At 70.7% G+C, this 23,638-nt stretch carries 23 protein-coding genes; 11 read left to right on the forward strand and 12 right to left on the reverse strand.

The window, feature by feature from the left end; all coding sequences use genetic code 11:
* Positions 1-2: 2 nt before the first annotated feature.
* On the reverse strand, positions 3-785 hold the full coding sequence (locus JDV09_RS05795; protein WP_308124021.1) for an NUDIX hydrolase: 783 nt from the start codon (positions 783-785) through the stop codon (positions 3-5).
* 102 nt (positions 786-887) lie between these two features.
* Here JDV09_RS05795 and JDV09_RS05800 point away from each other — a divergent pair, with 102 nt between their 5' ends.
* Complete coding sequence (locus tag JDV09_RS05800) at positions 888-1,622, forward strand: vWA domain-containing protein (protein ID WP_221368143.1); 735 nt, start codon at positions 888-890, stop codon at positions 1,620-1,622.
* A gap of 16 nt (positions 1,623-1,638) precedes the next feature.
* Here the strand turns inward: JDV09_RS05800 and JDV09_RS05805 are convergent, their stop codons facing one another.
* From JDV09_RS05805 to sucB, 5 genes are read right to left on the reverse strand one after another with little or no spacing between them, the layout of a single operon-like run.
* Complete coding sequence (locus tag JDV09_RS05805) at positions 1,639-2,391, reverse strand: DUF4191 domain-containing protein (protein ID WP_221368144.1); 753 nt, start codon at positions 2,389-2,391, stop codon at positions 1,639-1,641.
* 4 nt (positions 2,392-2,395) lie between these two features.
* Positions 2,396-3,358: a lipoyl synthase gene (gene lipA, locus JDV09_RS05810; protein ID WP_221368145.1), complete on the reverse strand. Its 963-nt coding sequence runs from the start codon at positions 3,356-3,358 to the stop codon at positions 2,396-2,398.
* Entirely contained in the window at positions 3,355-4,047 is a 693-nt protein-coding gene (gene lipB / locus JDV09_RS05815) for a lipoyl(octanoyl) transferase LipB (protein ID WP_308124026.1), read from the reverse strand. The genes lipA and lipB overlap by 4 nt, the downstream gene beginning before the upstream one ends.
* Positions 4,048-4,089: 42 nt before the next feature.
* Positions 4,090-5,001, reverse strand: coding sequence for a TIGR01777 family oxidoreductase (locus JDV09_RS05820; RefSeq protein ID WP_221368147.1), 912 nt, complete (start codon positions 4,999-5,001; stop codon positions 4,090-4,092).
* A 12-nt stretch (positions 5,002-5,013) separates the two neighbouring features.
* Complete coding sequence (gene sucB / locus JDV09_RS05825) at positions 5,014-6,765, reverse strand: 2-oxoglutarate dehydrogenase, E2 component, dihydrolipoamide succinyltransferase (RefSeq protein WP_221368148.1); 1,752 nt, start codon at positions 6,763-6,765, stop codon at positions 5,014-5,016.
* Positions 6,766-6,932: 167 nt separating this feature from the next.
* On the opposite strand from sucB, the gene JDV09_RS05830 reads away from it, so the two are divergent.
* The gene (locus JDV09_RS05830) at positions 6,933-7,286 is read left to right on the forward strand and encodes an oxidoreductase (protein WP_221368149.1); all 354 of its coding nucleotides are present in this window, start codon (positions 6,933-6,935) and stop codon (positions 7,284-7,286) included.
* Between the two features lie 9 nt (positions 7,287-7,295).
* A complete protein-coding gene (locus JDV09_RS05835; RefSeq protein WP_221368150.1) occupies positions 7,296-8,924 on the forward strand; it encodes an SDR family oxidoreductase in 1,629 nt (542 codons plus the stop codon).
* A gap of 137 nt (positions 8,925-9,061) precedes the next feature.
* Here the strand turns inward: JDV09_RS05835 and JDV09_RS05840 are convergent, their stop codons facing one another.
* The gene (locus tag JDV09_RS05840) at positions 9,062-10,621 is read right to left on the reverse strand and encodes a leucyl aminopeptidase (protein ID WP_221368151.1); all 1,560 of its coding nucleotides are present in this window, start codon (positions 10,619-10,621) and stop codon (positions 9,062-9,064) included.
* Positions 10,622-10,661: 40 nt separating this feature from the next.
* Between JDV09_RS05840 and gcvT the strand changes: the two genes are divergently transcribed.
* Complete coding sequence (gcvT, locus tag JDV09_RS05845) at positions 10,662-11,771, forward strand: glycine cleavage system aminomethyltransferase GcvT (protein ID WP_221368152.1); 1,110 nt, start codon at positions 10,662-10,664, stop codon at positions 11,769-11,771.
* 58 nt (positions 11,772-11,829) lie between these two features.
* A complete protein-coding gene (locus JDV09_RS05850; protein ID WP_221368153.1) occupies positions 11,830-12,933 on the forward strand; it encodes a branched-chain amino acid aminotransferase in 1,104 nt (367 codons plus the stop codon).
* A 15-nt stretch (positions 12,934-12,948) separates the two neighbouring features.
* Here JDV09_RS05850 and JDV09_RS05855 read toward each other — a convergent pair whose 3' ends face one another.
* From JDV09_RS05855 to JDV09_RS05865, 3 genes are read right to left on the reverse strand one after another with little or no spacing between them, the layout of a single operon-like run.
* Positions 12,949-13,680, reverse strand: coding sequence for an adenosylcobinamide-GDP ribazoletransferase (locus JDV09_RS05855; RefSeq protein WP_221368154.1), 732 nt, complete (start codon positions 13,678-13,680; stop codon positions 12,949-12,951).
* Positions 13,681-13,683: 3 nt separating this feature from the next.
* The gene (gene cobT / locus JDV09_RS05860; RefSeq protein WP_221368155.1) at positions 13,684-14,727 is read right to left on the reverse strand and encodes a nicotinate-nucleotide--dimethylbenzimidazole phosphoribosyltransferase; all 1,044 of its coding nucleotides are present in this window, start codon (positions 14,725-14,727) and stop codon (positions 13,684-13,686) included.
* A complete protein-coding gene (locus tag JDV09_RS05865) occupies positions 14,724-15,419 on the reverse strand; it encodes a DUF3043 domain-containing protein (protein ID WP_221368156.1) in 696 nt (231 codons plus the stop codon). The genes cobT and JDV09_RS05865 overlap by 4 nt, the downstream gene beginning before the upstream one ends.
* 86 nt (positions 15,420-15,505) lie before the next feature.
* Here JDV09_RS05865 and JDV09_RS05870 point away from each other — a divergent pair, with 86 nt between their 5' ends.
* Positions 15,506-16,600, forward strand: a complete 1,095-nt coding sequence (locus JDV09_RS05870) for a glycerate kinase family protein (protein ID WP_221368157.1) — start codon at positions 15,506-15,508, stop codon at positions 16,598-16,600.
* Positions 16,601-16,691: 91 nt separating this feature from the next.
* Positions 16,692-17,069: a HesB/IscA family protein gene (locus JDV09_RS05875; RefSeq protein WP_221368158.1), complete on the forward strand. Its 378-nt coding sequence runs from the start codon at positions 16,692-16,694 to the stop codon at positions 17,067-17,069.
* A 15-nt stretch (positions 17,070-17,084) separates the two neighbouring features.
* Here JDV09_RS05875 and JDV09_RS05880 read toward each other — a convergent pair whose 3' ends face one another.
* Positions 17,085-17,762, reverse strand: a complete 678-nt coding sequence (locus JDV09_RS05880) for an Rv0361 family membrane protein (protein ID WP_221368159.1) — start codon at positions 17,760-17,762, stop codon at positions 17,085-17,087.
* A gap of 190 nt (positions 17,763-17,952) precedes the next feature.
* On the opposite strand from JDV09_RS05880, the gene JDV09_RS05885 reads away from it, so the two are divergent.
* The gene (locus JDV09_RS05885; protein WP_221368160.1) at positions 17,953-18,930 is read left to right on the forward strand and encodes a carbohydrate kinase family protein; all 978 of its coding nucleotides are present in this window, start codon (positions 17,953-17,955) and stop codon (positions 18,928-18,930) included.
* A gap of 15 nt (positions 18,931-18,945) precedes the next feature.
* Here JDV09_RS05885 and asnB read toward each other — a convergent pair whose 3' ends face one another.
* Positions 18,946-20,916 (reverse strand): asparagine synthase (glutamine-hydrolyzing), encoded by a 1,971-nt coding sequence (asnB, locus tag JDV09_RS05890; RefSeq protein WP_221368161.1) that lies wholly within the window; start codon positions 20,914-20,916, stop codon positions 18,946-18,948.
* A gap of 182 nt (positions 20,917-21,098) precedes the next feature.
* Here asnB and ctaC point away from each other — a divergent pair, with 182 nt between their 5' ends.
* The 3 genes from ctaC (at position 21,099) to JDV09_RS05905 (ending at position 23,638) form a co-directional block, all read left to right on the forward strand.
* Positions 21,099-22,151 carry an aa3-type cytochrome oxidase subunit II gene (gene ctaC / locus JDV09_RS05895; protein ID WP_221368162.1) on the forward strand — a complete coding sequence of 351 codons (1,053 nt, stop codon included), beginning with the start codon at positions 21,099-21,101 and terminating at the stop codon, positions 22,149-22,151.
* Positions 22,152-22,159: 8 nt separating this feature from the next.
* The gene (locus tag JDV09_RS05900) at positions 22,160-22,579 is read left to right on the forward strand and encodes a cytochrome c oxidase subunit 4 (protein ID WP_221368163.1); all 420 of its coding nucleotides are present in this window, start codon (positions 22,160-22,162) and stop codon (positions 22,577-22,579) included.
* Positions 22,580-22,753: 174 nt separating this feature from the next.
* The gene (locus JDV09_RS05905; protein ID WP_221368164.1) at positions 22,754-23,638 is read left to right on the forward strand and encodes an MmpS family transport accessory protein; all 885 of its coding nucleotides are present in this window, start codon (positions 22,754-22,756) and stop codon (positions 23,636-23,638) included.

Below are 23,638 nucleotides of genomic sequence, written 5' to 3' on the forward strand. Positions count from 1 at the left end.
ACTCAGTCGTCGCGCGGCGGCCGGCGGGGTCGGCGTACCGGCGGTTGCGTCTGCCATGCCGGGCCGGCCCGGAACAACTCCGGTGGGCGCCCACCTTTGCGGCCGGCCTTGGCGCGCCGGCCGGTCGGTTCGACGTAGTTCTCCGGCTCGGGGGCCGCGAATGCGGCGGGATTCTGGGGCGGGGTGGTCAGGCTGCGACGGAAATTGGCCGAGTCGATGTCGGCCCGCCACAGCTCCTGGTAGACGTTCTGAAGTTCGGACAGCGCGAAGGTGTCGCCGACGAACGCCGTTGCGAGGTCGGTCTGTTCGAGCTGATCGGCCGCCCGGTCGACGGCGTCGGAGAGGATCCGGCGATGGTCGAACGCCAGCGTCAGGCCGCGCACGGCGTCGGCGACCGGCCATAGCCGCGCCTCGCTGGCATCGGTGTCGGCGTGGATCTCGCCGACCTCCGGCGTCACCGCGAGATAGGCGACGGTCACGACGTTGGTGCGTGGATCGCGGTCCGGATCGCCATAGGCGCCGAACTGGGCCAGGTGTTTGGGGGCGACGACGCCGGTCTCCTCACGCAGCTCGCGGCGGGCGGCCTCGTCGAGTGTCTCGTCGGGGCGCTTGAAGCCGCCGGGCAGCGCCCACGCCCCGGCGTAGGGATCGGCGTCGCGGCGCACCAGTAATACATGCAGCCGACCGTCGCGCATGGTGAGGATCACGACGTCGACGGTGACGGCGAACGGGGGGAACGCCGCCTGGTCGTAGCCGTCCGGGGCGCGGTGCCCTGGCCTCGTCACACCGCCATCGTAGGCGGTATTGGTCAGTACGACAAATATCCGTGTTATAGTCGGACAGACCATTACCAGCGCGCTGAACGAGCGCGGGAAGGCGGTAGCCCCATGTCGAACCGGCCGGACCCCGATGTCAACGACCTGCTCGCGCGCATCGCGGAGCTGGAACGCCGACTCGGACAGCGTGAACCGTCGGAGGACTCCCGCGCCGATATCTGGTTTCTGCTCGACCGTTCCGGGTCGATGAGCGCGATCTCGCAATACGTCGTGCAGGGCTTCGACGAGTTCTTCGCCGAGCAGCGCAAGGTTTCCGGGGAGGCGACCGTCACGCTGGTGCAGTTCGACAGCGAGGACCCGCACGACGTGCTGATCGACGCCGCACCGCTCGATGCGGTGCTGTCGATCGCCGGCAGGTTCGAGCCGCGGGGGATGACTCCGCTGTACGACGCGATCGGGCTGATGCTCGACCGCGCCGAGGCCCGGCTGGCCGCGACGGGCGCCGATCCGGCCGACCAGCTCGTGGTGATCATGACCGACGGCCTCGAGAACGCCAGCCACCGGTGCACGGCCCGGGCGGTCTTCGAGCGCATCGCCGCTCTGCGTGCGTCAGGATGGACCTTCGCGTTCCTGGGCGCCAACCAGGACAGCTACGCCACCGGCTCGGCGATGGGCATGGCCGCGGGCAGCACCTCCAACTTCACCGCCTCGCCGGAGAGCGTGCTGGCCGCGCAGCGTGGCCTGACCAGGACCGTTCGCGAATGGCGTCACAAGCCCCGGGCTGCCCGGGTGGCCGACGCGGACGACTTCTGGGGTGGGATCAAGGAAGGCGAGGAGCCCGCCTAGCGTGGGTGCGGTGCGCTCAGCGCCGACGCACGGTGCGCTGCACGCCGCGCATCTTCGCCTGGGTGGGCAGCGGCCCCTTCGGCATCGCGGCCGGGCCGGCCTTGCTGCCCAGCGCGGCGAGCCTGGACTCCAGGGAGTCCATCTGCGCGACGCTGATGTTGGCGGGCAGCTTGGTCAGATGACGCTCGAGCTTGGAGAGCGGCACCTCACCCTCGCCGTTGCCGACGATGACGTCGTAGATCGGGATGTCGCCGACCAGTCGTGCGGTGCGTTTCTTCTCCTGGGCCAGCAGCGGCTTGACCCGACCCGCCGCTCCTTCGCCCACGAAGATCACCCCGGGGCGCCCGATCACCCGGTGCACCGCGTCGAAGTGGCCGGTGGCCGCGACACCGGGGGTGACCCGCCACTTGCCGCGCAGGTTCTCCAGCGCCCAAGCGGCCGCACCCGTCTGTCCCTCGGCCTTCCGGTAGACCGACTTCTGGGCGCGGCGGCCGAAGATGATGAACGCCACCAGCCCGCCCAGCACGATGCCCAACGGGATCATCATGTACATGGTGAACCCGCCGGCGTAGACGCCTGCGGCCACCGAAGCCCCCACGATCAGCACAAACGCGCCGATCATGTAGGGCAGCAGCCGTTTGTCTTCCTTGCGCTGGATCTGGAACGCCTGCCACAGCTGGGTGCGGCGCTGCTTGGAGGCCGCCTTACGGGCCGCTTTCGCCTCGGCCTTGGCCGCCTTGACTTCAGCGGCATTACGCGTCTTCGCCATTGGATCAGGATACGGAGTCCGGAATCGCCGCCGCGGCCGCTCCGGCCGGTCGGGAGGCGAGCGTCTGCGCATACAGCTTGCCGGCCCGGTAGGACGACCGCACCAGCGGACCGGCCAGCACACCGGCGAAGCCGAGCCCGACCGCGAACTTCTCGTGTTCGACGAACTCGTCGGGATGCACCCACCGCTCCACCGGATGGTGGCGCGCCGACGGCCGCAGGTACTGGGTGATCGTCACGATGTCACAGCCCGCGTCGTGCAGATCGCGCAGCGCGCTGCGCACCTCGTCCGGTGTCTCACCCATCCCGAGGATCAGGTTGGACTTGGTCACCAGCCCGGCTTCGCGCGCCATCGTGATGACCGCCAGGCTGCGGTCGTAGCGGAAGGCGGGACGGATCCGCTTGAAGATCCGGGGCACCGTCTCCAGGTTGTGCGCCAGCACCTCCGGCCGCGCCGCGAACACCTGCGCGAGCAGCCCGGGGTCGGCGTTGAAGTCGGGGATCAGTAACTCCACACCGGTGTTCGGGTTGAGTTCCTTGATCGCGCGCACCGTCTCGGCGTAGAGCCAGGCGCCACCGTCGGGCAGATCGTCGCGGGCCACCCCGGTCACGGTGGAGTACCGCAACCCCATCGCGGCGACGCTCTCGGCGACGCGGCGGGGCTCGTCCCGGTCCAGGTCGGCGGGCTTGCCGGTGTCGATCTGGCAGAAGTCGCAGCGCCGGGTGCACTGCTCGCCGCCGATCAGGAAAGTGGCCTCCCGGTCCTCCCAGCACTCGAAGATGTTCGGGCAACCGGCCTCCTCGCACACGGTGTGCAGGCCCTCGCGCTTCACCAGACCCTTGAGTTCGCGGTACTCCGGACCCATCTTGGCCCTGGTCCTGATCCAGGCCGGCTTGCGCTCGATCGGCGTCTGCGCATTGCGCACCTCGAGCCGGAGCAGCTTGCGGTTACCGGGATCGACACTCACTGTGTCGATGCTACTGCTTCGGGGGTCCTGGTGAGCCGCCCGTCGAGCACGGCGCACACCGCATCGGCGACCCGGTCGGTCACCTCGTCGACGCCGACCCGCCGGCCGAGTTCGGCGGTCAGTGACGTCACCCCGGCGTCGGAGATGCCGCAGGGCACGATCGAGCCGAACGCGCCGAGGTCACAGTCGCAGTTCAGCGCGAAGCCGTGCATGGTGGTCGACCGTGCGACCCGGATTCCGATCGCGGCGATCTTGCGCGCGGGTCGGGGGTCGCCGGGCGAGGGAGGTACCCACACCCCCGAGCGGCCGTCGACGCGACCGGTGCGCAGGCCCAGGCCGGCGCACACCGTGATCAACGACTCTTCCAGTCGCCGAACGAAATTCACCACGTCGATCGGTTCGGCGAGGCCGATGATCGGATACCCCACCAGCTGTCCGGGGCCGTGCCAGGTGATCTTGCCGCCGCGGTCGGTGTCGACCACCGGGGTGCCGTCGACCGGGCGCTCCTCGGGTTGGGTGCGCCGGCCCGCGGTGTACACCGGGGGATGCTGGAGCAGCAGCAGGGTGTCGGGGCCGCCGTCGGCACGAGCCTCGGCGATCTCGCGCTGCAGGTCCCAGGCCGCTCGGTAGTCCAGCGTGCCCAACCGGCGCACCAGTACCGGGGCTTCACTGGACCGGATCGATCCCACCATGACGCCGACGCTACCTCCGGGCGTGCCCACCGGCCGGGCTCAGCTGCGCTGGGGCGCGGTGGCGAACGCCAGCGCCTCCCCGATGGTGTGGTGGTGGAACTGGAAACCGGCGCGCTCCAGTGCCGCGGGAATCGCACGCTGGCCGCCGAGCAGACCTTCCTCGGCGAACTCGCCGAGCACGGCGCGCAGGGCGAAGCCGGGCACCATCAGCGGGGTCGGCCGGTTAACGCTCCGCCCGAGCGCGGCGGTGAACTCGGCATTGGTGACCGGGGCCGGTCCGGTGACGTTGACCGGCCCGGCCAGGTCATCGTGCGCGATGGCGAACAACACGGCGCGCACCTGATCCTCCAGGCTGATCCACGACAGGTACTGGCGCCCGTTTCCCAGCCGGGCCCCCAGCCCCAGCGAGAACAGCGGCCGCAGCCGACCGAGCATGCCGCCGGACGGCGCCATCACGAGTCCGGTGCGGGTCAGCACCACCCGCACGCCGTAGTGCAGCGCCACCGCGGTCGCGGCCTCCCAGTCCATCGCCAGTCGCGCCAGGAAACCGGTTCCGGGCGCCGCGGACTCGTCCACCGGGGTGGCGCCGGTGTCGCCGTAGTAGCCGACCGCGCTGGAGTTGATCAGCACTGGTACACCGGCGTCGACGACGGCACGGGAGAGCACCTCGGTCGGGCCGATACGGCTGTCGCGCAGGCTCTGTTTGAAGGCCCCCGACCAGCGTTTCTGTCCGATGTTGACCCCGCACAGGTTCACCACCGCGTCGACACCGGCCAGCGCGCCGGCGTCGAAGTCGCCGGTGTCGGGGTTCCAGAACACCTCGTCGGCGGTCGACGGCGCCCGGCGCACCAGGCGCAGCACGCGGTGGTCGGTCGCCCGCAGGGCATAGACCAGCGCCGTGCCGATCAGACCGGAGGATCCGGCGACCGCGACGACCGAGTCGGTGGACATCGGCACGGCCGTCTACAGGCCCAGGTCGGCCTCGAAGGCGCCTTCTTCCAGCCGTCGCTTGATCGTGGTGACGAAGCGACCGGCGTCGGCGCCGTCGATCAGCCGGTGGTCGTAGGTCAGCGGCAGGTAGCACACCGAGCGCACGCCGATCGACTCGTTGCCGAAGTCGTCGACGATGACCCTGGGCCGCTTGACGATCGCACCGGTACCCAGCATCGCCGCCTGCGGCGGGACCAGGATCGGGGTGTCGAACAGCGCGCCCTGGCTGCCGATGTTGGTGATCGTGAATGTGCCGCCGGCCAACTCGTCGGGCTTGAGGTCGCCGGACCGGGCCCGCGCGGCGATGTCGGAGATGGCCCGCGCCAGTCCACCCAGCGACAGGTCCCCGGCGTTCTTGATCACCGGGGAGAGCAGCCCCTGATCGGTGTCCACCGCGAAGCCGAGGTGTTCGGCGTCGTAGTAGGTGATCTCCTTGGATTCCTCGTTGTAGCTCGCGTTGACGTTCGGGTGGATCTTCAGCGCGTCGATGACCGCCTTGGCGATGAACGGCAGGTAGGTGAGGTTGACGCTCTCGCGCTCGGCGAACTTGGCCTTGGCCCTGGCCCGCAGCGACACGATCTTGGTCATGTCGACCTCGTGGGTCTGGGTCAATTGCGCTGTCGCCTGCAGGGATTCGCGCGTCTTCTTCGCGGTGATCTGCCGGATCCGGTTGGCCTTCTGGGTGGTGCCGCGCAGATGCGCCAGCGCCGCGGCCGGGGCCGGGGCGGGCGGGGCCGCCTTGACCGGAGCCGCCGGGGCGGGCTCGGGAGCCTTCGCCGCGGCCTCCTTCGCGCTGGCCGCGGCCAGCACGTCCTGCTTGCGGATCCGGCCACCGACACCGGTGCCCTTGACGGTGGACAGGTCGACACCGCTCTCGGTGGCCAGCTTGCGCACCAGCGGCGTGACGTAGGGCGCATCGCCCGAGGGCGCTTCGGCCGCGGCCGGTTTGGGCTCGGGTTTGGGCTGCGGCTTGGGTTCCGGCGCGGGCTCGGGTTTGGGTTCGGGCTTGGGTTCCGGCGCCGCCGCCTTGACGGGCTCCGGTTCGGGTTCGGGCTCGGGTTCCGGCTCCGGCGCGCCGGCGCCGGCGCCCGCCCCGCCGATCTTGGCCAGCTCGCCGCCGACCTCGACGGTGTCGTCCTCGTCGGCGGTGATCGACAGCAGCGTGCCGGCGACCGGCGAGGGGATCTCGGTGTCGACCTTGTCGGTGGACACCTCGACCAGCGGTTCGTCCACGGCCACGCTGTCGCCGACCTTCTTCAGCCACCGCGTCACCGTTCCCTCGGTGACCGACTCGCCCAGCTCGGGCATCAGCACCGGGGTGGCCGACCCCGATCCTCCGCCGGACGGCTTGGGTGCGGCTGCGGGCTCGGGTGTGGGCTCGGGTGTGGGCTCGGGTTCCGGCTCGGGCTCGGGCTCGGGCTCGGGCTCGGGCTCGGGCTCGGGCTCTGGCTCTGCCGCGGCCGGGGCCTCGGTGCCGGCGTCCTCGCCGGCATCGCCGATGACCGCAAGCTCGCCGCCGACCTCGACGGTGTCGTCCTCCTGGGCGACGATCTTCTTCAGCACGCCCGACGCGGGCGACGGGATCTCGGTGTCGACCTTGTCAGTCGATACCTCCAACAGGGGCTCATCCTCCTCGACCGTATCGCCCTCCTGTTTCAGCCAGCGGGTGACTGTCCCCTCGGTGACGCTCTCGCCGAGTGCGGGCATCTGAACGGAGATGGCCATATGTCGTGGCTCCCTTGCACGGTCGGTCGCAGGTTCTCGGATGTCGGTTCCCATCCTGTCACGTCCGCCGTCACGTTTCGCCGTGGACGCGTCTACTCGGCGCTCTGGCAGTATCGAAACGGGGCACGAGGTCAGCGGGGGCAGCAAGCCGGAAGGAGCACGCCCAGGTGGGACTGTTCGACAAGCTTCGCCGCGGGCGCGGTCGCGGTTCGGCGACCAGCGATCCCGCCGCCGACCTCCGGTACCTACAGCAGTGGGTCGCCGACCACCACGGTGTCGAGGCCTTCGTCGAGCCGAAGACGACGGTCACCGACGTCACCGTCGTTCTGGTTGCCGCCGACGGGGAGTGGACGCGCCGGCGCGCCGGGGGACAGGCCGGCGCCCGACGGCTCAGCGATCGCCTCCGCATCCCGGTCTACGACGTGCAGAAGGTGGGCTACCCGCAACGCATGCGTGACTACGACGCACGCCAACGGATTCTGCGCAAGCGCGCAGCCCGTGAGGAGCTGGGCGACCGGTAGGGTCCGCACGTGAGCACGCGCCGGTTCGTTGCCAGCAGCGACGGGGTCCGCATCGCCGTCTTCGAACAGGGCAGCCCCGAGGCGCCCACCGTGGTGCTGGTGCACGATCACCCGGACACCAACGCCGTCTGGGATCCAGTCGTCGCAGCGCTGACCGATCGGTTCCGCATCGTCGGCTACGACGGGCGCGGCGCCGGTGAATCGGACGCCCCGCGCCGGGCGTCGGCCTACCGGGCGCAGCGGCTGGCCGACGACTTCGCGGCGGTCATCGATGCGGTGTCGCCCGACCGGGCCGTGCACGTGCTGGCCCACGGCTGGGGCTCGGTTGCAGTCTGGGCCTACCTGGACCGCGCCGGCACCACCGACCGGGTGGCGTCCTTCACCTCCGTCGCCGGCCCCAGCCCCGAGCACATGCGCCGGTACCTGGCCGACGCTCTCCGTCGGCCGCTGCGCACGCGGCGTTTTCTCGGTGGACTTCAGCAGTTCCGCCGGCTGGCGGTCAGCGCACCGCAGTCGCTGTCCGCGAAGGTGTACCGCGCCAACATCGTCGGCCCGACTGCCCGGACCGAACCGCCGGTCGACGTACCGGTGCAGCTGATCGTCGGCACCGCCGACCCCTACGTCGATGCACGGTTCTACGACGCGGTGTCGGTCTGGGTGTCGCGGCTGTGGCGGCGCGACATCGGCGCCGGGCATCGGGTACCCGACTCGCACCCACAGCTGCTGGCCCGTTCGGTCGTCCAACTCGTCGAACACCTCGACGGGGCGCCCCCGGCGCGCGAGTTGCTGCGCGCCCAGGTGGGCCGTTCACGGCCGACGTTCGGCGACACCCTGGTGTCGGTGACGGGCGCGGGCAGCGGCATCGGGCGCGAGACGGCGCTTGCCTTCGCCCGAGAGGGAGCCGAGGTGGTGGTCAGCGACGTCGACGAGGCCGGCCTGGAGGAGACCGCGCGGCTGCTGTCGAGTGCCGGCGCCACCGTGCACAGCTACCCCCTCGACGTCGCCGACGCGGCGGCGGTCGAGGCGTTCGCCGACCGGGTGTGCGAGCGCCACGGCGTGCCCGACATCGTGGTGAACAACGCCGGTGTCGGGCACGCGGGGTTCTTCCTCGACACCCCGTCCGAGGAGTTCGACCGGGTGCTCGACATCAACTTCGGTGGTGTGGTCAACGGGTGCCGGTCGTTCGGCAGGCGACTGGTCGAGCGCGGCGCGGGAGGCCACATCGTCAACGTCGCGTCGATGGCGTCCTACACGCCGGTCAACGTGATGAACGCCTACTGCACCTCGAAGGCCGCCGTGTACATGTTCTCCGACTGCCTGCGAGCCGAACTGGACGCCGCCGGGGTCGGGTTGACCACGATCTGCCCCGGAGTCATCGGCACCAACATCGTCGACACCACGCGCTTCTCGCTGCCCGTTGCGCGCCGCCACGACGCCGAGTCGGTGCGTGGGCGGGCACAGAAGGGCTTCGCGCTGCGCCGCTACGGCCCCGACAAGGTGGCGGCGGCCATCGTGGACTCGGTCAAGAAGAATAAGGCGGTCCGACCCGTCACACCGGAGGCCTACCTGGTCTACGGGGTCGCGCACGCATTGCCGCAGGTGATGCGCAGCACCGCCCGCGGCGGCAACATCCTGTAGCTCGACATCATCCGGCGCGCCACGTGCGCGCCGTGTGAAGGTATTGGAACGTTCGAGCCTCAGCGTGAAGATATCTTCACATTCGATGGGGCCGCTCGCGGCGGGTGCCCGATCAGCCGCTCGCGGCTGGTGCCCGATCAGCCGCTCGCGGCTATGTCCTCCAGGACCGCGAACATCGTCCGGGTCGGCACGCCGGTGCCGCCCTTGGGCGTGTACCCCCAGGGCCCGCCGGTGTTGTAGGCCGGAGCGGCGATGTCGATGTGGGCCCACTGCACGCCGTCGGCGACGAACTCGCGCAGGTAGGTGCCCGCCACCAGCATTCCGGCGAAGCGCGACCCGCTGACGTTGGCCAGGTCGGCCACCGTGGACTTCAGGTCGTCCTTCAATTCCTCGGGTAGCGGCATCGCCCAGCCGTTCTCGCCGACCGACTGCGAGATCTCGGCCACCCTGTCGCGGAACTCGTCGCTGCCCATCACGCCCGGGGTGCGGGACCCCAGTGCGACGGTCTGCGCCCCGGTCAGCGTCGAGGTCTCGATCAGGTAGTCCGGGCCGTCCTGACACGCCCGCACGATCGCGTCGGCCAGGATCAGCCGCCCCTCGGCGTCGGTGTTGAGGACCTCGACGGTGATGCCGCCGTACTGCGTCAGCACGTCGCCCGGCCGCTGCGCGGTGGCCGACGGCATGTTCTCGGCCATCGGCACCGTCGCGATGACGTCGATCGGCAGTTTCTGCTGCGCGGCCAGCACCACGGTGGCGATGACCGCCGCGGCACCGCCCATGTCGGAGGTCATGTGGTGCATGTTGGCGGCCGGCTTGATCGAGATGCCGCCGGTGTCGAACGTGATGCCCTTGCCGACCAGCGCGACGGTCTTGCCTCCGCCGGAATCCGCTCCCCGCGTGCGCGCCTGGTTGTTGCCGCCGCGGTGCACCAGGCGGACCAGCCGCGGCGGGCGCGAGGATCCCTTGCCGACCCCGATGATGCCGCCGTAGCCCTCCTTGGCCAGGACCTTGTCGTCGAGCACCTCGACCTCCAGGCCGGCTGATTCGCCCAAAGCCTTTGCGCGCTTGGCGAACTCGGCGGGGAAGAGGTGGCTGGGCGGCGTGTTGACGAGGTCGCGGGCGGTCGCCACCGCCGTCGCGATGGCCGCCGCGCGCGCGGCGATCTCCTTGGTCGCCGCCCGGGTGTCGGGGGTCAGCGCAGTGATCTTGCGGACGCCGGTGTCCTTCGGCGCGGTCTTGTCGCTGCGGAACGCGGTGAACCGGTAGGAGCCCATCATCAGACCCTCGACGGTGGCCTCGAGGTCGATGTCGGACATGGTGGTGATCACCGTCTCCACCCCCGACAGCGACCGCGCCGCCACGCCCGCCGCGCGGCGGATGGTGTCGGCCGGCCACGTGTCGCGGTCTTTGCCCAGCCCGACCGCGAGCACACTGTCCACCGGCAGCGAGGGCGCCACCACCCGGGACAGCTGTTCGGCGCCGCCCTTGGCGCCCAGCGCCTCGAGTGCGACCTCGATCTCCCCGACGGCCTCGGCGTCCAGGTAGGGGTTGGCCACCACCTTCGCCGCCGCGTCGTCTTCGGACCCGCCGACGACCGGGACGATCAGGACGGACGATGCGACCTTGCGCTTGGGCAGCGCGCTCGCGACGGCGACGGTGGGGGACGGGTACGCGGTTGACGCGCTGACAGGGCTCACGGGGAATCACCCTAGCCACTGCCTACTAGTGTGGTTCGGCGTGAGTGACAACCTGTTGGCCGGACCCCTGGAGAACCGGCACCGGGAGCTCGGTGCGAGCTTTGCCGAGTTCGGCGGTTGGCTGATGCCGGTGTCCTACGCGGGCACGGTCGCCGAGCACACCGCGACCCGCACCGCCGTCGGCCTGTTCGACGTCAGCCACCTGGGCAAGGCGCTGGTGAAGGGGCCCGGGGCGGCGGACTTCGTCAACTCCGCGCTCACCAACGACCTGCGCCGCATCGGCCCCGGCAAGGCGCAGTACACACTGTGCTGCACCGACGAAGGCGGGGTGATCGACGACCTGATCGCCTACTACGTCTCCGACGACGAGATCTTCCTGGTTCCCAACGCCGCCAACACCGCGGCCGTCGTCTCGGCGATGCGGCAGCGGGCGCCCGACGGGCTGACGATCACCGACGAGCACCGGTCGCGGGCGGTGCTGGCGGTGCAGGGACCCAGGTCGGCCGACGTGCTCGGGACGCTGGGCCTGCCGACCGACATGGACTACATGGGCTACGCCGACGCGGTGTTCTCCGGTGTCGACGTGCGGGTGTGCCGCACCGGCTACACCGGTGAGCACGGCTACGAACTGCTGCCGGCCTGGGACGAGGCGACCGTGGTGTTCGACGCGCTGCTCGACGCGGTCCGCGCCCGCGGCGGGGAGCCCGCCGGCCTGGGCGCCCGCGACACGCTGCGGACCGAGATGGGTTATCCGCTGCACGGCCACGAACTCTCATTGGACATCTCGCCCCTGCAGGCGCGCTGCGGCTGGGCGGTGGGCTGGAAAAAGGACGCGTTCTGGGGTCGCGAGGCACTGCTGGCGGAAAAGGCCGCCGGGCCCGTGCGCACCGTGCGCGGGCTCAAGGCGGTCGGTCGCGGGGTGCTGCGGCCAGACCTCACCGTGCTCGGTGGCACCGAGGCCGGTGCCGATCCGATCGGCGTCACCACCTCGGGAACCTTCTCTCCCACACTGAAAGTCGGGATCGCGCTGGCGCTGATCGACACCGCCGCCGACGTCGCCGACGGTGCACGCGTCGCGGTCGACGTGCGCGGCAGGCTGATCGAGTGCGAGGTCGTCAAGCCGCCGTTCGTCGACACCCGCACCCGCTAGACCGGACCGGCGTCGCGGCCGGAAAAATCCCTCGCCACCCGGTACTACAATCGCTTCTATGACAGAAGGCCTCGAGTTCACCGTCGATCGCAGTGCGAATCCGGCGAGCGACGAGGTACGTGCCGGCATCCTGGCCAACCCCGGCTTCGGCAAGTTCCACACCGACCACATGGTCTCGATCGACTACGCCTCCGGTGCGGGGTGGCACAACCCGCGGGTCATCCCGTACGGCCCGATCGAGCTCGACCCGTCGGCGATCGTCCTGCACTACGCCCAGGAGGTCTTCGAGGGCCTGAAGGCCTACCGCTGGAACGACGGGTCCGTGGTGTCGTTCCGCCCGGCGGCCAACGCGGCCCGGATGCAGACCTCGGCGCGCCGGCTGGCCATCCCCGAGCTGCCCGAAGAGGTGTTCATCGAGTCGCTGCGCCAGCTGATCGCGGTCGACGAGCCCTGGGTGCCGCCCGCGGGCGGCGAGGAGTCGCTGTACCTGCGCCCGTTCATCTTCGCCACCGAGCCGGGGCTGGGCGTGCGTCCCGCCGACGAGTACCGCTACCTGGTGATCGGCTCGCCCGCGGGCGCGTACTTCCCGCGCGGGATCAAGCCCGTCAGCGTGTGGCTGTCCAACGAGTACGTGCGGGCCAGCCCCGGCGGCACCGGCGCGGCGAAGTTCGGCGGCAACTACGCCGCCTCACTGCTGGCCCAGGCCGAGGCCGCCCGGCACGGCTGCGACCAGGTGGTGTGGCTGGATGCCATCGAGCGCCGCTTCGTCGAGGAGATGGGCGGCATGAACCTGTTCTTCGTCTTCGGCAGCGGCTCCACGGCCCGCCTGGTGACCCCGGAGCTGTCCGGCTCGCTGCTGCCCGGCATCACCCGGGATTCGTTGCTGCAGTTGGCCACCGACGCCGGCTTCGCCGTCGAGGAGCGCAAGATCGACGTCGACGAGTGGCAGAAGAAGGCCGCGGCCGGCGAGATCACCGAGGTGTTCGCCTGCGGGACCGCGGCCGTGATCACCCCGGTCTCGCACGTCAAGCACAGCGAGGGTGAGTTCACCGTCGCCGACGGCGAGCCCGGTGAGATCACCATGGCGTTGCGCGACACGTTGACCGGTATCCAGCGCGGCACCTTCGCCGACACGCACGGCTGGATGGTCCCGCTGAACTGACCGGCGACGGTCCGGTCAGCGGATCGCCATCCCGGCCGCGGCCAGCGTCGTGGTCACCTCCACCGCGGCGCCCAGCACGTCGCCGGTGACACCGCCGAACCTGCGCACGCAGTGGGCGACCAGCACCACGCTGCACGCGATGGCGACGAGCACGGCCGCCGGGCCCTGCCACGGGCGCGCGCACGCGGGTGTCGCCACCGCCGCGGCCGCGGCGACCCACACCAGCACCACCCAGAGCGGTTGGGTGCCCGCCACCCGCCCGCCGAGGGTGCTCCCCGCGGCGGCGGGCACCGATCGCCGGCACGCCACGACCGCCGCGACCCGGCCGGCGACCACCGCGGCGAACACCCCGGCCGCGCCGGTCTGCGCGAACGCCAGGGCCTGCACCAGGACCGTCACCGCGACGGCGGCCGCGCCGAACGGGCCCGCCGATCCGTCCCGCATCACCGCCAGCGCCCGCTCCGGCGGGCCGTAGCAGCCCAGCGCGTCGGTGGTGTCGGACAACCCGTCGATATGCAGGCCCCGGGTGGCCAGCAGCAGCACCACGACCACCAGCGCGCCCGACAGCGCGCTGCCGTCACCGAAGGCGCGGCCGCCGACCCATAATGTGGCGGCGGCCAGGGCACCCAGAACGGCGCCCGCCACCGGCAGCGCGGTCATCACACCGCGGCCGACGGTCCCGGTGCGGGCTGCGGGGGTGGGCAGCACCGTCGCGAACGCGAACGCCCCGGCCAGGGAACGGATCACCGGTCAGTCCCCGGCGATCCCGGCCTCGCTGAAGGTGGCCATCGACGCCAGGGTCGCCACCGCTGCCCGCAGCACGGGAAGCGCCACCACGGCGCCGGAGCCCTCGCCCAGACGCATGCGCAGCTCGACGATGGGCTCCAGTTCCAGGTACCGCAGCGCACGGGTGTGCGCGGGCTCGGTCGAGCGGTGGCCGGCCTGCCACCACAGCCGGGCGCCGGGAGCCAGCCGCTCGGCCGCCAGCGCCGCCGCCGTCACGACCAGGCCGTCGAGCAGCACGGGGGTGCGCCGCACCGCCGCCTGGGCGCAGAACCCGGTCATCGCGGCGAGATCGGCGCCACCGCAGATCCTCAGCAGCGCAATGGGATCCGCGGACAGCCTGCGGGTGCGGTAGAGGGCGTCGCGAATCGCGGCGGTCTTGCGGGCCCAGCCGGCGTCGTCGATGCCGGTGCCGCGACCGACCACCTCCACCGGTTCCGCATCGGTCAGCGCGGCGACCAGCGTCGCCGCCGGTGTCGTGTTGCCGATGCCCATGTCGCCGGCGATCAGCAGGTCCGCGCCCGCGTCGACCTCCTCGTCGGCGATGCGGCGGCCCGCCTCGATGGCCTCGACCACCTCGGCGGGTGTCAGCGCGTCCTCGACGGTGATGTCCCCGCTCGACCGGCGGATCTTGTGCGCCCCGATCGCCGGCGTCAGCGGCTCGGCGCTGTCCACCGCGATGTCGGCGACCCGCACGCTCGCCCCGGCCACCTCGGCGAGCACGTTCACCGCCGCGCCGCCGGCTTCGAAGTTCGCCACCATCGCCGCGGTGACCTCGGGCGGGTACGCCGAGACCCCGGCGGCCGCCACGCCGTGGTCACCGGCGAACACCACCACCCGGACCCGGGTGAATTGCCTTGGGGGACAGGTTCCCTGGCATGCGGCGACCCATACCGACAGGTCCTCGAGGCGGCCGAGCGCGCCAGCGGGCTTGGTCAGGGTGGCCTGACGGGTGCGCGCGGCGGCCTCGGCGTCCGGATCGGGTGCGGGGATCGCGGGGAAATAGCTCACGGACGACGCGACGCGATGTCGGTGCCGCGCTCGACCTGAGGTCGTGGCGCGCGCATCCGGCGCAGCTGGGAGGCGCGGGAGGCGGCGTAGAAGCCGAGCTTCCAGCCGGTCTCGGTGTTGTTCGGGAACTTCTCGTCGGCCATCCGGTTCACCTTGCGGCCCAGAATGAAGCCGTCGATGACCATCACCAACACCAGCACCAGCATGATCGGGGACATCAGCTGCTGCACCTGGACGGACGGCACCGCCAGCATCACGAAGATCAGGCCGAGCGCCGAGGGCATGAACAGCCCGAGCAGGTTGCGCCGGGCATCGACGATGTCGCGGACGTAGCGCCGCACCGGGCCCGTGTCGCGGGGCAGCAGGTAGGCCTCGTCGCCGGCCATCATCCGCTCTCGGCGGTCGGCCATGTCGGCTCGGCGCTGCACCTTGTCGGTCTTGCGCTCGTCGCGGGACAGCTTCGGGCCGCGCAGGTCCTTGCGGCGTTTGCGGGCCTCCGCCGAGGTCATCGGCGCGGGCGCGACCGGGCCGCGCTTGCGGGTGGCCTCGCTGCGCTTGGGGGTCGGCCTGCCCTTCGGTGCCGTCGCGGTGCGCTCGTCGCCATCGGCAGCGCCGACGTCACCGTGGGAGTCGGCGGGCGCTGCGCCCCCCGCCTCCGCGGACTTGTCCTTCTTCCGGCCCAGCAGGTTCACAACTGCCAGGTTACTTCTCGGCGCTCGGGCGGGTCACCCCCCGTCCAGGTATGCGGCCGCTCGGGCGAGGCCATAGTCTGCCGTGAATGACGGCCAGTGACATCGACCCGGACCCCGCGGCCGCCCCGACGGTGCTGATCGCCCCGGACTGCTTCGGCGACAGCCTGACCGCGGTGCAGGCGGCGCAGTCGATCGCCGCCGGCTGGGCTCGGTCGCACCCCGACGACCGGCTCATCCTGGCCCCGCAGTCCGACGGTGGACCCGGTTTCGTCGAGGTGCTGGGCACCAGGCTCGGGGAGATTCGCACGATGCGGGTCAGCGGTCCGCTCGCCGACGAGGTCGACGCCGCGTGGGTCCTCGACGGCGACCCGCCGGTGACCGCCTACATCGAGTGCGCGCAGGCGTGCGGCCTCGCGCTGCTCGGCGGGCCGCCCACGGTGCGCACCGCGCTCGACGCGCACACCCGCGGTGTGGGTCAGCTGATCGGCGCGGCGTGCGAGGCCGGGGCGGGCCGCATCGTGGTCGGGCTCGGCGGCAGCGGCAGCACCGACTGCGGGCGCGGGATGATCGAGGCGCTCGGTGGCCTGTCGGCCGCGCGCGACCTGCTCGCCGGGGTGGAGCTGATCGTGGCCAGCGACGTCGAGCATCCGCTGCTCGGCCCGATGGGCGCCGCGGCGGTGTTCGGGCCGCAGAAGGGCGCCGACGCCGCGACCGTGGCCCTGCTCGAGGACCGGCTGACGGCCTGGGCGGCCGAACTGGACGCGATCGCGGGCCGAACGGTCAGCGGGGACCCCGGAGCCGGTGCCGCAGGCGGGCTCGGCGCCGCGCTGATCGCGCTCGGCGGTCACCGGGAGTCGGGGGCGGCGATCATCGCCGAACACACCGATCTCGCGGCCGACGTCGCCGCCGCCGACCTGGTGATCACCGGCGAGGGCCGGTTCGACGACCAGTCGCTGCACGGCAAGGTGGTCAGCGCGCTGGCGGCGGGCGCGCGCGCCCGGCAGATCCCGGTGCTGGTGCTGGCGGGTCAGGTGACGCTCGACGAGCAGGCACTTCAGGACGCCGGGATCGCGGCGGCGTTCTCCATCACCGACCACGCGGGATCCGTGCAGCGGGCCATCGAGGACGCCGCCAACCAACTGCGGGGCCTGGCCACCGTGGTGGCGGCCGACTGGCTGTAGATGGGGAATACGACCGGAACAAGGTACCGTTGACGAAGTGGGCCCACGTGTGTCACGGGCCGCACCCACGTACATCCACACAGGAGATTTCATGACTGTTCAGGACCAGTCGGCAGCGCAGGAGAGCCAGGCCACCGACGCCCAGCACGGTGTGATCCTGACGGATGCGGCGGCGGCCAAGGCCAAGGCGCTGCTCGACCAGGAGGGTCGTGACGACCTGGCGCTGCGCATCGCGGTGCAGCCCGGCGGCTGCGCCGGCCTGCGCTACAACCTGTTCTTCGACGACCGCACGCTCGACGGCGACCTGACCGTCGACTTCAACGGCGTCGAGCTGACCGTCGACCGGATGAGCGCCCCGTACGTGCAGGGCGCCACCATCGACTTCGTCGACACCATCGAGAAGCAGGGCTTCACGATCGACAACCCGAACGCCACCGGCTCCTGCGCCTGCGGCGATTCCTTCAACTGATCCGGCGCGGGCTGGTCAGTACTGGCCGGCCGTGCGGGGCAGATACGAGCACACCAGGATCTGGTCGTCCACCGAGAGCACCTGCGCGACGGCCTGTTCGTCGCCGTCCCGGGACTGACCCCTGGTCGATCCGCTTCCGGGCGTGACCCGCATCGTGAACAACACCTGTGCCTGCGTCGGCGACGACATCACCATCTTGTCGATCGAGGTCACCTCGGCGCTGCTGTACTGCTTGCGGAAGGCATCGCTGGACAGCCCCGCCAGCGCCAGATCCGATCGGCGCTCCTTGACCGCGTCGAACAGCCCGCACAGCGTGTGCCGGGCGACGGTCTCGTCGTCGCCGTTGGACAGCGCGTCGATGTACTCCTGAATCCCGGCCTGTGCGGACGCCTCGGTGAGCACCCCGGTCGGGGTGGGCTGGTCGCGCCCACCGGTCAACGCCACCACCGCGATCAGCCCGGCGACCAGGGCCACCCCCAGCACGGCGAGCCCTGCGACGACCCACCGGCGGCGCCGCCGCGACGGATACGGCACCGGTGGAGGCAGCATCCCCGGATACGACCCGTCGATGCCGCCGTCGGGGTAGGGCTGCGGGCCCGTCGGGTAGCCCTGCTGGGGGTAGGGCGCCGCCGGGTAGTGCTGCGGGCCGGCCGGTCCAGCGCCGTACCGGGGCGGCGGGTACGGACCAGTCATCGATGTGCTCCCGGGGAGGTCGTTCGGTTCCTGCGGCCTCTAGAGTTTGGCCAGGCAGGCTGCGGGCGGGTAGTTGTATGCAGGTTAGCGCACCCGAGCGGGGCGCCCCCGGGCCCGGACAGGGCCGACGCCGGGCCGCCGGCGGCCTCGACAGTAGGGTGACAGGTGACTTCATGAAGGGTGGGACTGCGTGACCATTGCGGTGACCGGATCGATTGCTACCGACCATCTGATGCGATTCCCGGGTCGGTTCTCCGAACAGCTGCTCGCCGACCACCTGAAGAAGGTGTCGTTGAGCTTCCTCGTCGACGATCTGGTGGTGCACCGCGGCGGCGTCGCGGGCAACATGTCCTACGCGATGGGGGTGCTCGGTGGCGGCCCGGTCCTGGTCGGCGCGGCCGGCAAGGACTTCGGCGACTACCGGCAGTGGCTCACCGCGCACGGGGTGAACTGCGACTTCGTGTTGACCTCCGAGACCGCCTACACCGCCCGCTTCGTGTGCACCACCGACGACGACATGGCCCAGATCGCCTCGTTCTACCCGGGAGCGATGTCGGAGGCCCGCAACATCAGGCTCGCCGATCTGGTATCCGGTTCCGAAGCGCCGGACCTGGTGATCATCGGCGCCAACGACCCGGACGCGATGTTCCTGCACACCGAGGAGTGCCGTGCCCTCGGCCTGGCCTTCGCCGCCGACCCGAGCCAGCAGCTGGCCCGGTTGTCCGGCGAGGAGATCCGTCGGCTCATCGACGGTGCGACCTACCTGTTCACCAACGACTACGAATGGGATCTGCTGCTGCAGAAATCCGGCTGGTCGGAGGCCGAGGTGATGAGCCAGATCCAGCTGCGGGTGACGACGCTGGGGGAGAAGGGCGTCGACCTGGTCGGACGCGACGGCACCTTCGTGCACGTCGACGTCGTGCCCGAGATCCGTAAGCAGGACCCGACCGGGATCGGCGACGCGTTCCGGGCCGGTTTCCTGACCGGTCGTGACGCGGGGCTGGGTTTGGAGCGCTCGGCGCAGCTGGCCTCGCTGGTGGCCACGCTGGTGCTGGAGGCTCCCGGCCCGCAGGAATGGTCCTGGGAGCCGTCCTCGGCGGCGCAGCGGCTGTCCGACGCCTATGGCGCGGACGCCGGCCGCGAGATCGCCGCGGCGCTGGGCGCCTGAACCGGCCGCGAGCGGTTACAGCTGAACCGGGTAGTCCGGCTTGCTGATCTGCGGTGTGACGCTGCCGTCGACGAAGATCGCGTACCACAACATGAAGATCAGCACGGTCCACAGTCGCCGGCTGTGATCGGTTGCGCCGCTTCGATGTTCGTCGAGCATCGCGCGGACCGCCGCCAGATCGACCAGTTCGCCCGCCGTCGAGGCGGCCACCATCGCGTACGCCCAGTCCAGCAGCTCGCCCGCACGCAGCCAGTGCCGGATCGGGACCGGGAAGCCCAGCTTCGGGCGGTTGAGCACGTGCGCGGGCACGATCGGCTCCAGCGCGCGGCGCAGCGCGTACTTGGTGGTCGCCCGGGTGATCTTCTGGTCGTACGGCAGCCGTGAGGCCACCGCGAAGACCTCTGGATCCAGGAACGGCACCCGCAACTCCAGGGAGTTGGCCATCGTCATCTTGTCGGCCTTGACCAGGATGTCGCCGCGCAACCAGGTGAACAGATCGATGTGCTGCATCCGCGCCACCGGGTCCCAGCCCGCCGACTGCGCGTACACCGGGGTGGTGACGTCGGTGTGCACCCAGTCGGGACGGAAGCGCGGCAGCACCGCCTGCAGTTGCGCATCGGAGAAGCTGCGGGCGTTGCCGTAGTAGCGCTCCTCCAGCGTCAACGATCCGCGGTGCAGCAGGCTCTTTCCCCGCATGCCCTCGGGCAGCGGTCCGGCCATCCGGCCCACCGACCGGCGCAGCCCGCGCGGCAGGTAGTCGAACGGCTTGAGCGACAGCGGCTCCCGGTAGATCGTGTAGCCGCCGAACAACTCGTCGGCGCCCTCGCCTGAGAGCACCACCTTGACGTGCTTGCGGGCTTCGCGCGCGATGAAGTACAGCGGCACCAGGGCCGGATCGGCGACCGGCTCGTCGAGGTACCAGACGATCTCGGGCAGCGCCTCGACGAACTCCGCCTGGCTGACCACCTTGGTGACGTGCCGGGCGCCGATCGCCTCGGCCGACGCCACCGCCACGTCGACCTCGGAGAAGCCCTCCCGCTCGAAACCGGTGGTGAACGTGATCAGCCGTGGGTTGTGGCGCATCGCCAGCGCCGCGATCGCGGTGGAGTCGATGCCGCCCGACAGGAACGCGCCGACCGTCACGTCGGCCCGCATGTGCTTGGCCACCGAGTCCTCGAGCACCGCGGTGATCTCGTCGTAGCGGCGCTGTCCGTCGGCGGCCGACCCGGACCCGAACGGCACCGCGTCGAATCGCGGCGTGAAATACCGGGTGACCCGCGGCGGCTCTCCCGGCCGGATCCGCGCGTAGCTGCCGGACTCCAGGCGCCGGATGCCCCGGTGCAGCGTCTCGGGCTCGGGCACGTACTGCAGCACCGTGTAGTGCTGCACGGCGCGGTCGTCGATGGACAGATCGATGCCCAGCCGGTCGGCGACGTCGAGCAGGCACTTCTTCTCGCTGCCCAGCACGGTGCCACCGGGCCCGGTCGCCAGGTACAGCGGCTTGATGCCGAACGGGTCGCGGGCGCAGAACAGCTCCTGTTCGACGCTGTCCCACAACGCGAACGCGAACATGCCGCGCAGCCGCTCGAGCGCCGCGCTGCCCCAGTGGTGGTAGGCGGCCAGGATCGCCTCGCCGTCGCCGTCGGTGGCGAACACCGCGCCGTGCTCGGCGCGCAGCGCTTCACGCAGTTCCAGGTAGTTGTAGATCTCGCCGTTGAACACCAGCACGTAGCGGTCCGGCGTCTCCGGCGGTCCCCACCGCAGCGGCTGGTGGCTGTGGGCGATGTCGATGATCGAGAGCCGGTTGAAGCCGAGCACCACCCTGGCCGACGCGGCGGCGTCGGCGCCTTCGGTGGTATCGGTCCACGTCCCCGGTTCGTCCGGCCCGCGGTGTCGCATCAGCGCGGTCGCGCCGAAAACCGCCTCGACGATGGTGGGGGGGACCTCAGCGGACGGATCGGTTACCAGCGCCAGCAGACCGCACACCGCGCCAGTATGCCTAATCCGGCGCCGCCGTCCAGACAGGCGCCCGCACCGGCGCGATCAACACATTGCCCGGTCGCTTCGCTCCAGTCCGACACCGTGGTCTACGCTGCGTAGTATTCAGTGCAGCCGTCTGGCCGCTCGTCGGTCGGCCGACTGCCCAACGACTTCTAGGAGGCGCCAACGTGTCCGCTCGCGGCCTGAAGTTGGTGGCATTGTCCCTGCTCCTGGGCGGGACGGCGGTCCTGCTCAGTGGCTGCAGCTGGCAGGAGGTGCTGGGCCTGGGCTGGCCGGACGGCATCACCCCGGAGGCCCACCTCAACCGCAATCTGTGGATCGGCTCCTTCATCGCCGCGATCGTCGTCGGCGCCATCGTCTACTTCCTGCTGTTCTGGACCTGCATGTTCCACCGCAAGAAGAAGGACGACGACGAGTTTCCCCGCCAGTTCGGCTACAACATGCCGCTGGAGCTGGCGCTGACCGTGACACCGTTCCTGATCATCTCGGTGCTGTTCTACTTCACCGTGGTGGTGCAGGAGAAGATGGTGCACGTCGACGACAACCCCGAGGTCGTCATCGACGTCACCGCCTTCCAGTGGAACTGGAAGTTCGGCTACCAGAAGGTGCAGTTCGCCGACGGCACGCTGAGCTATGAGGGCGCCGAACCCGACCGCAAGGAGGCCATGGCCTCCGGGCCGGAGGGTATCGCCAGCCCCGAGGCCGGCGAGGGCCACGGCAGCGAGGAGTACGGCGCGATCGCGGGCAAGAACCCCGAGGATCGCTCGTACCTGAACTTCGACAAGATCGAGACGCTCGGGTCGTCGAGCGAGATCCCGGTTCTGGTGCTGCCGGTCGGGAAGCGGGTCGAGTTCCAGCTCGCGTCCGCCGATGTGGTGCACGGCTTCTGGGTGCCGGAGTTCCTGTTCAAGCGCGACGTGCTGCCCAACCCGGCGGAGAACCACTCGAACAACGTCTTCCAGGTCAGCGAGATCAACCAGACCGGCGCGTTCGTCGGTCGCTGCACCGAGATGTGCGGCACGTACCACTCGATGATGAACTTCGAGGTGCGTGTCGTGGAATCCAACGATTTCAAGGCATACCTCGAACAGCGGATGGCGGGGAAGACCAACGCCGAGGCGCTGATCGCGATCAACCAGTCGCCGGTGGCCACCTCGACGGAACCGTTCGACTCCCGTCGGGGCGAGCTGGCCCCCGAGCTTTCCCAGGCGAGCAGGTAGGACCGCACATGCACATCGAAGCAAGGTTGTTCGAGTTCCTGACCGCGTTCTTCGCGCTGTCGTCCATCGTCTACGGCGTTCTGACCGCGATGTTCGCCCCAGGCGGCATCGAATGGGCCGGTCTCACGGCGCTGGTGCTGACGACCGGCCTGACGCTGATCACCGGCACCTTCTTCCGGTTCGTCGCACGACGTCTGGACACCCGGCCCGAGGACTACGAGGATGCCGAGATCGCCGACGGCGCGGGCGAGCTGGGCTTCTTCAGCCCGCACAGCTGGTGGCCCGTCTTCATCGCGCTGTCGGGATCGGTCACCGCGGTCGGCATGGCGTTGTGGCTGCCGTGGCTGATCATCGCCGGTGTCTGTTTCATCCTGACCACCGTGGCCGGCCTCGTCTTCGAGTATCACTCCGGTCCCGAGAAGCACTGATCCCCTCGGGGTTCCCGGTGCACCGCGGACAAGGTCACAATCAGGCATGACTTCGCGCGTCTACCCCGCCGAGCGGTTCGTCGCGGTGGTGTCGTTCGGTAGTGTTGCCGAGGCGCTGTGAGTCGCTGACGGCAACCCGGCGCCGGAGACGCAGGCGAAGAAGGATAGACGTAGATGAGCGGGCCGAATCCCCCGGAACGGGGCTCTGGCAGCTCGGATCTCCCAGGTGAGGAGCCGGGTGGCCGACCTTCCCCGGACGAACCGACCCGCGAGGCCGGCGGCGGCTCCGAGCACTTCGACACCGGACAGACCGACTACTACTCGCAGGCCTACTCGGCGCCGGAGTCCGAGCAGTTCGTCAGTGCCCCGTACGTGCCCGCCGACGCGGCCCTCTACGAGTACGACGCCTACGACCCGGCCGCCGACCCGGCCGCCGCTGCGGCACCCCCGCCGCGATGGCCGTGGGTGGTCGGCGTCGTCGCGATCATCGCGGCCGTCGCGCTGGTGGTGTCGGTCTCGGTCCTGGTGACCCGCACCGACACCGACAACCTGGCCACGCCGGAGACCACGACCAGCGCGCCGCCGCCGGTGCAGGACGAGATCATCACCACCACTCCGCCGCCGCCTCCGCCGCCCCCGACCAGCGAGGAACCGCCGCCGCCCCCGCCCGAAACCGTCACGGTGACAGAGGAGCCGCCGCCGCCGGTCACCAGCGAGGAGCCGCCTCCGCCGCCGCCGGTCACCAGCGAGGAGCCGCCTCCGCCGCCGACCACCACCACCAGGGCGGGGCCGCGGCAGGTGACCTACTCCGTCACGGGGACCAAGGCCCCCGGCGACATCATCACCGTCACCTACATCGACGCCTCCGGGCGCAGTCGCACGCAGCGCAACGTCTACATCCCGTGGTCGTTGACCGTGACCCCGATCTCGCAATCCGAGGTCGGGTCCGTGCAGGCCTCCAGCCTGTTCCTGGTGAGCAAGCTGAACTGCTCGATCACCACGAGCGACGGGACAGTGCTGTCCTCGAACACCAACAACGCTGCACAGACCAGCTGTTAG

This window comes from Mycolicibacterium xanthum (assembly GCF_019710635.1).
Taxonomy (GTDB): Bacteria; Actinomycetota; Actinomycetes; order Mycobacteriales; family Mycobacteriaceae; genus Mycobacterium; species Mycobacterium xanthum.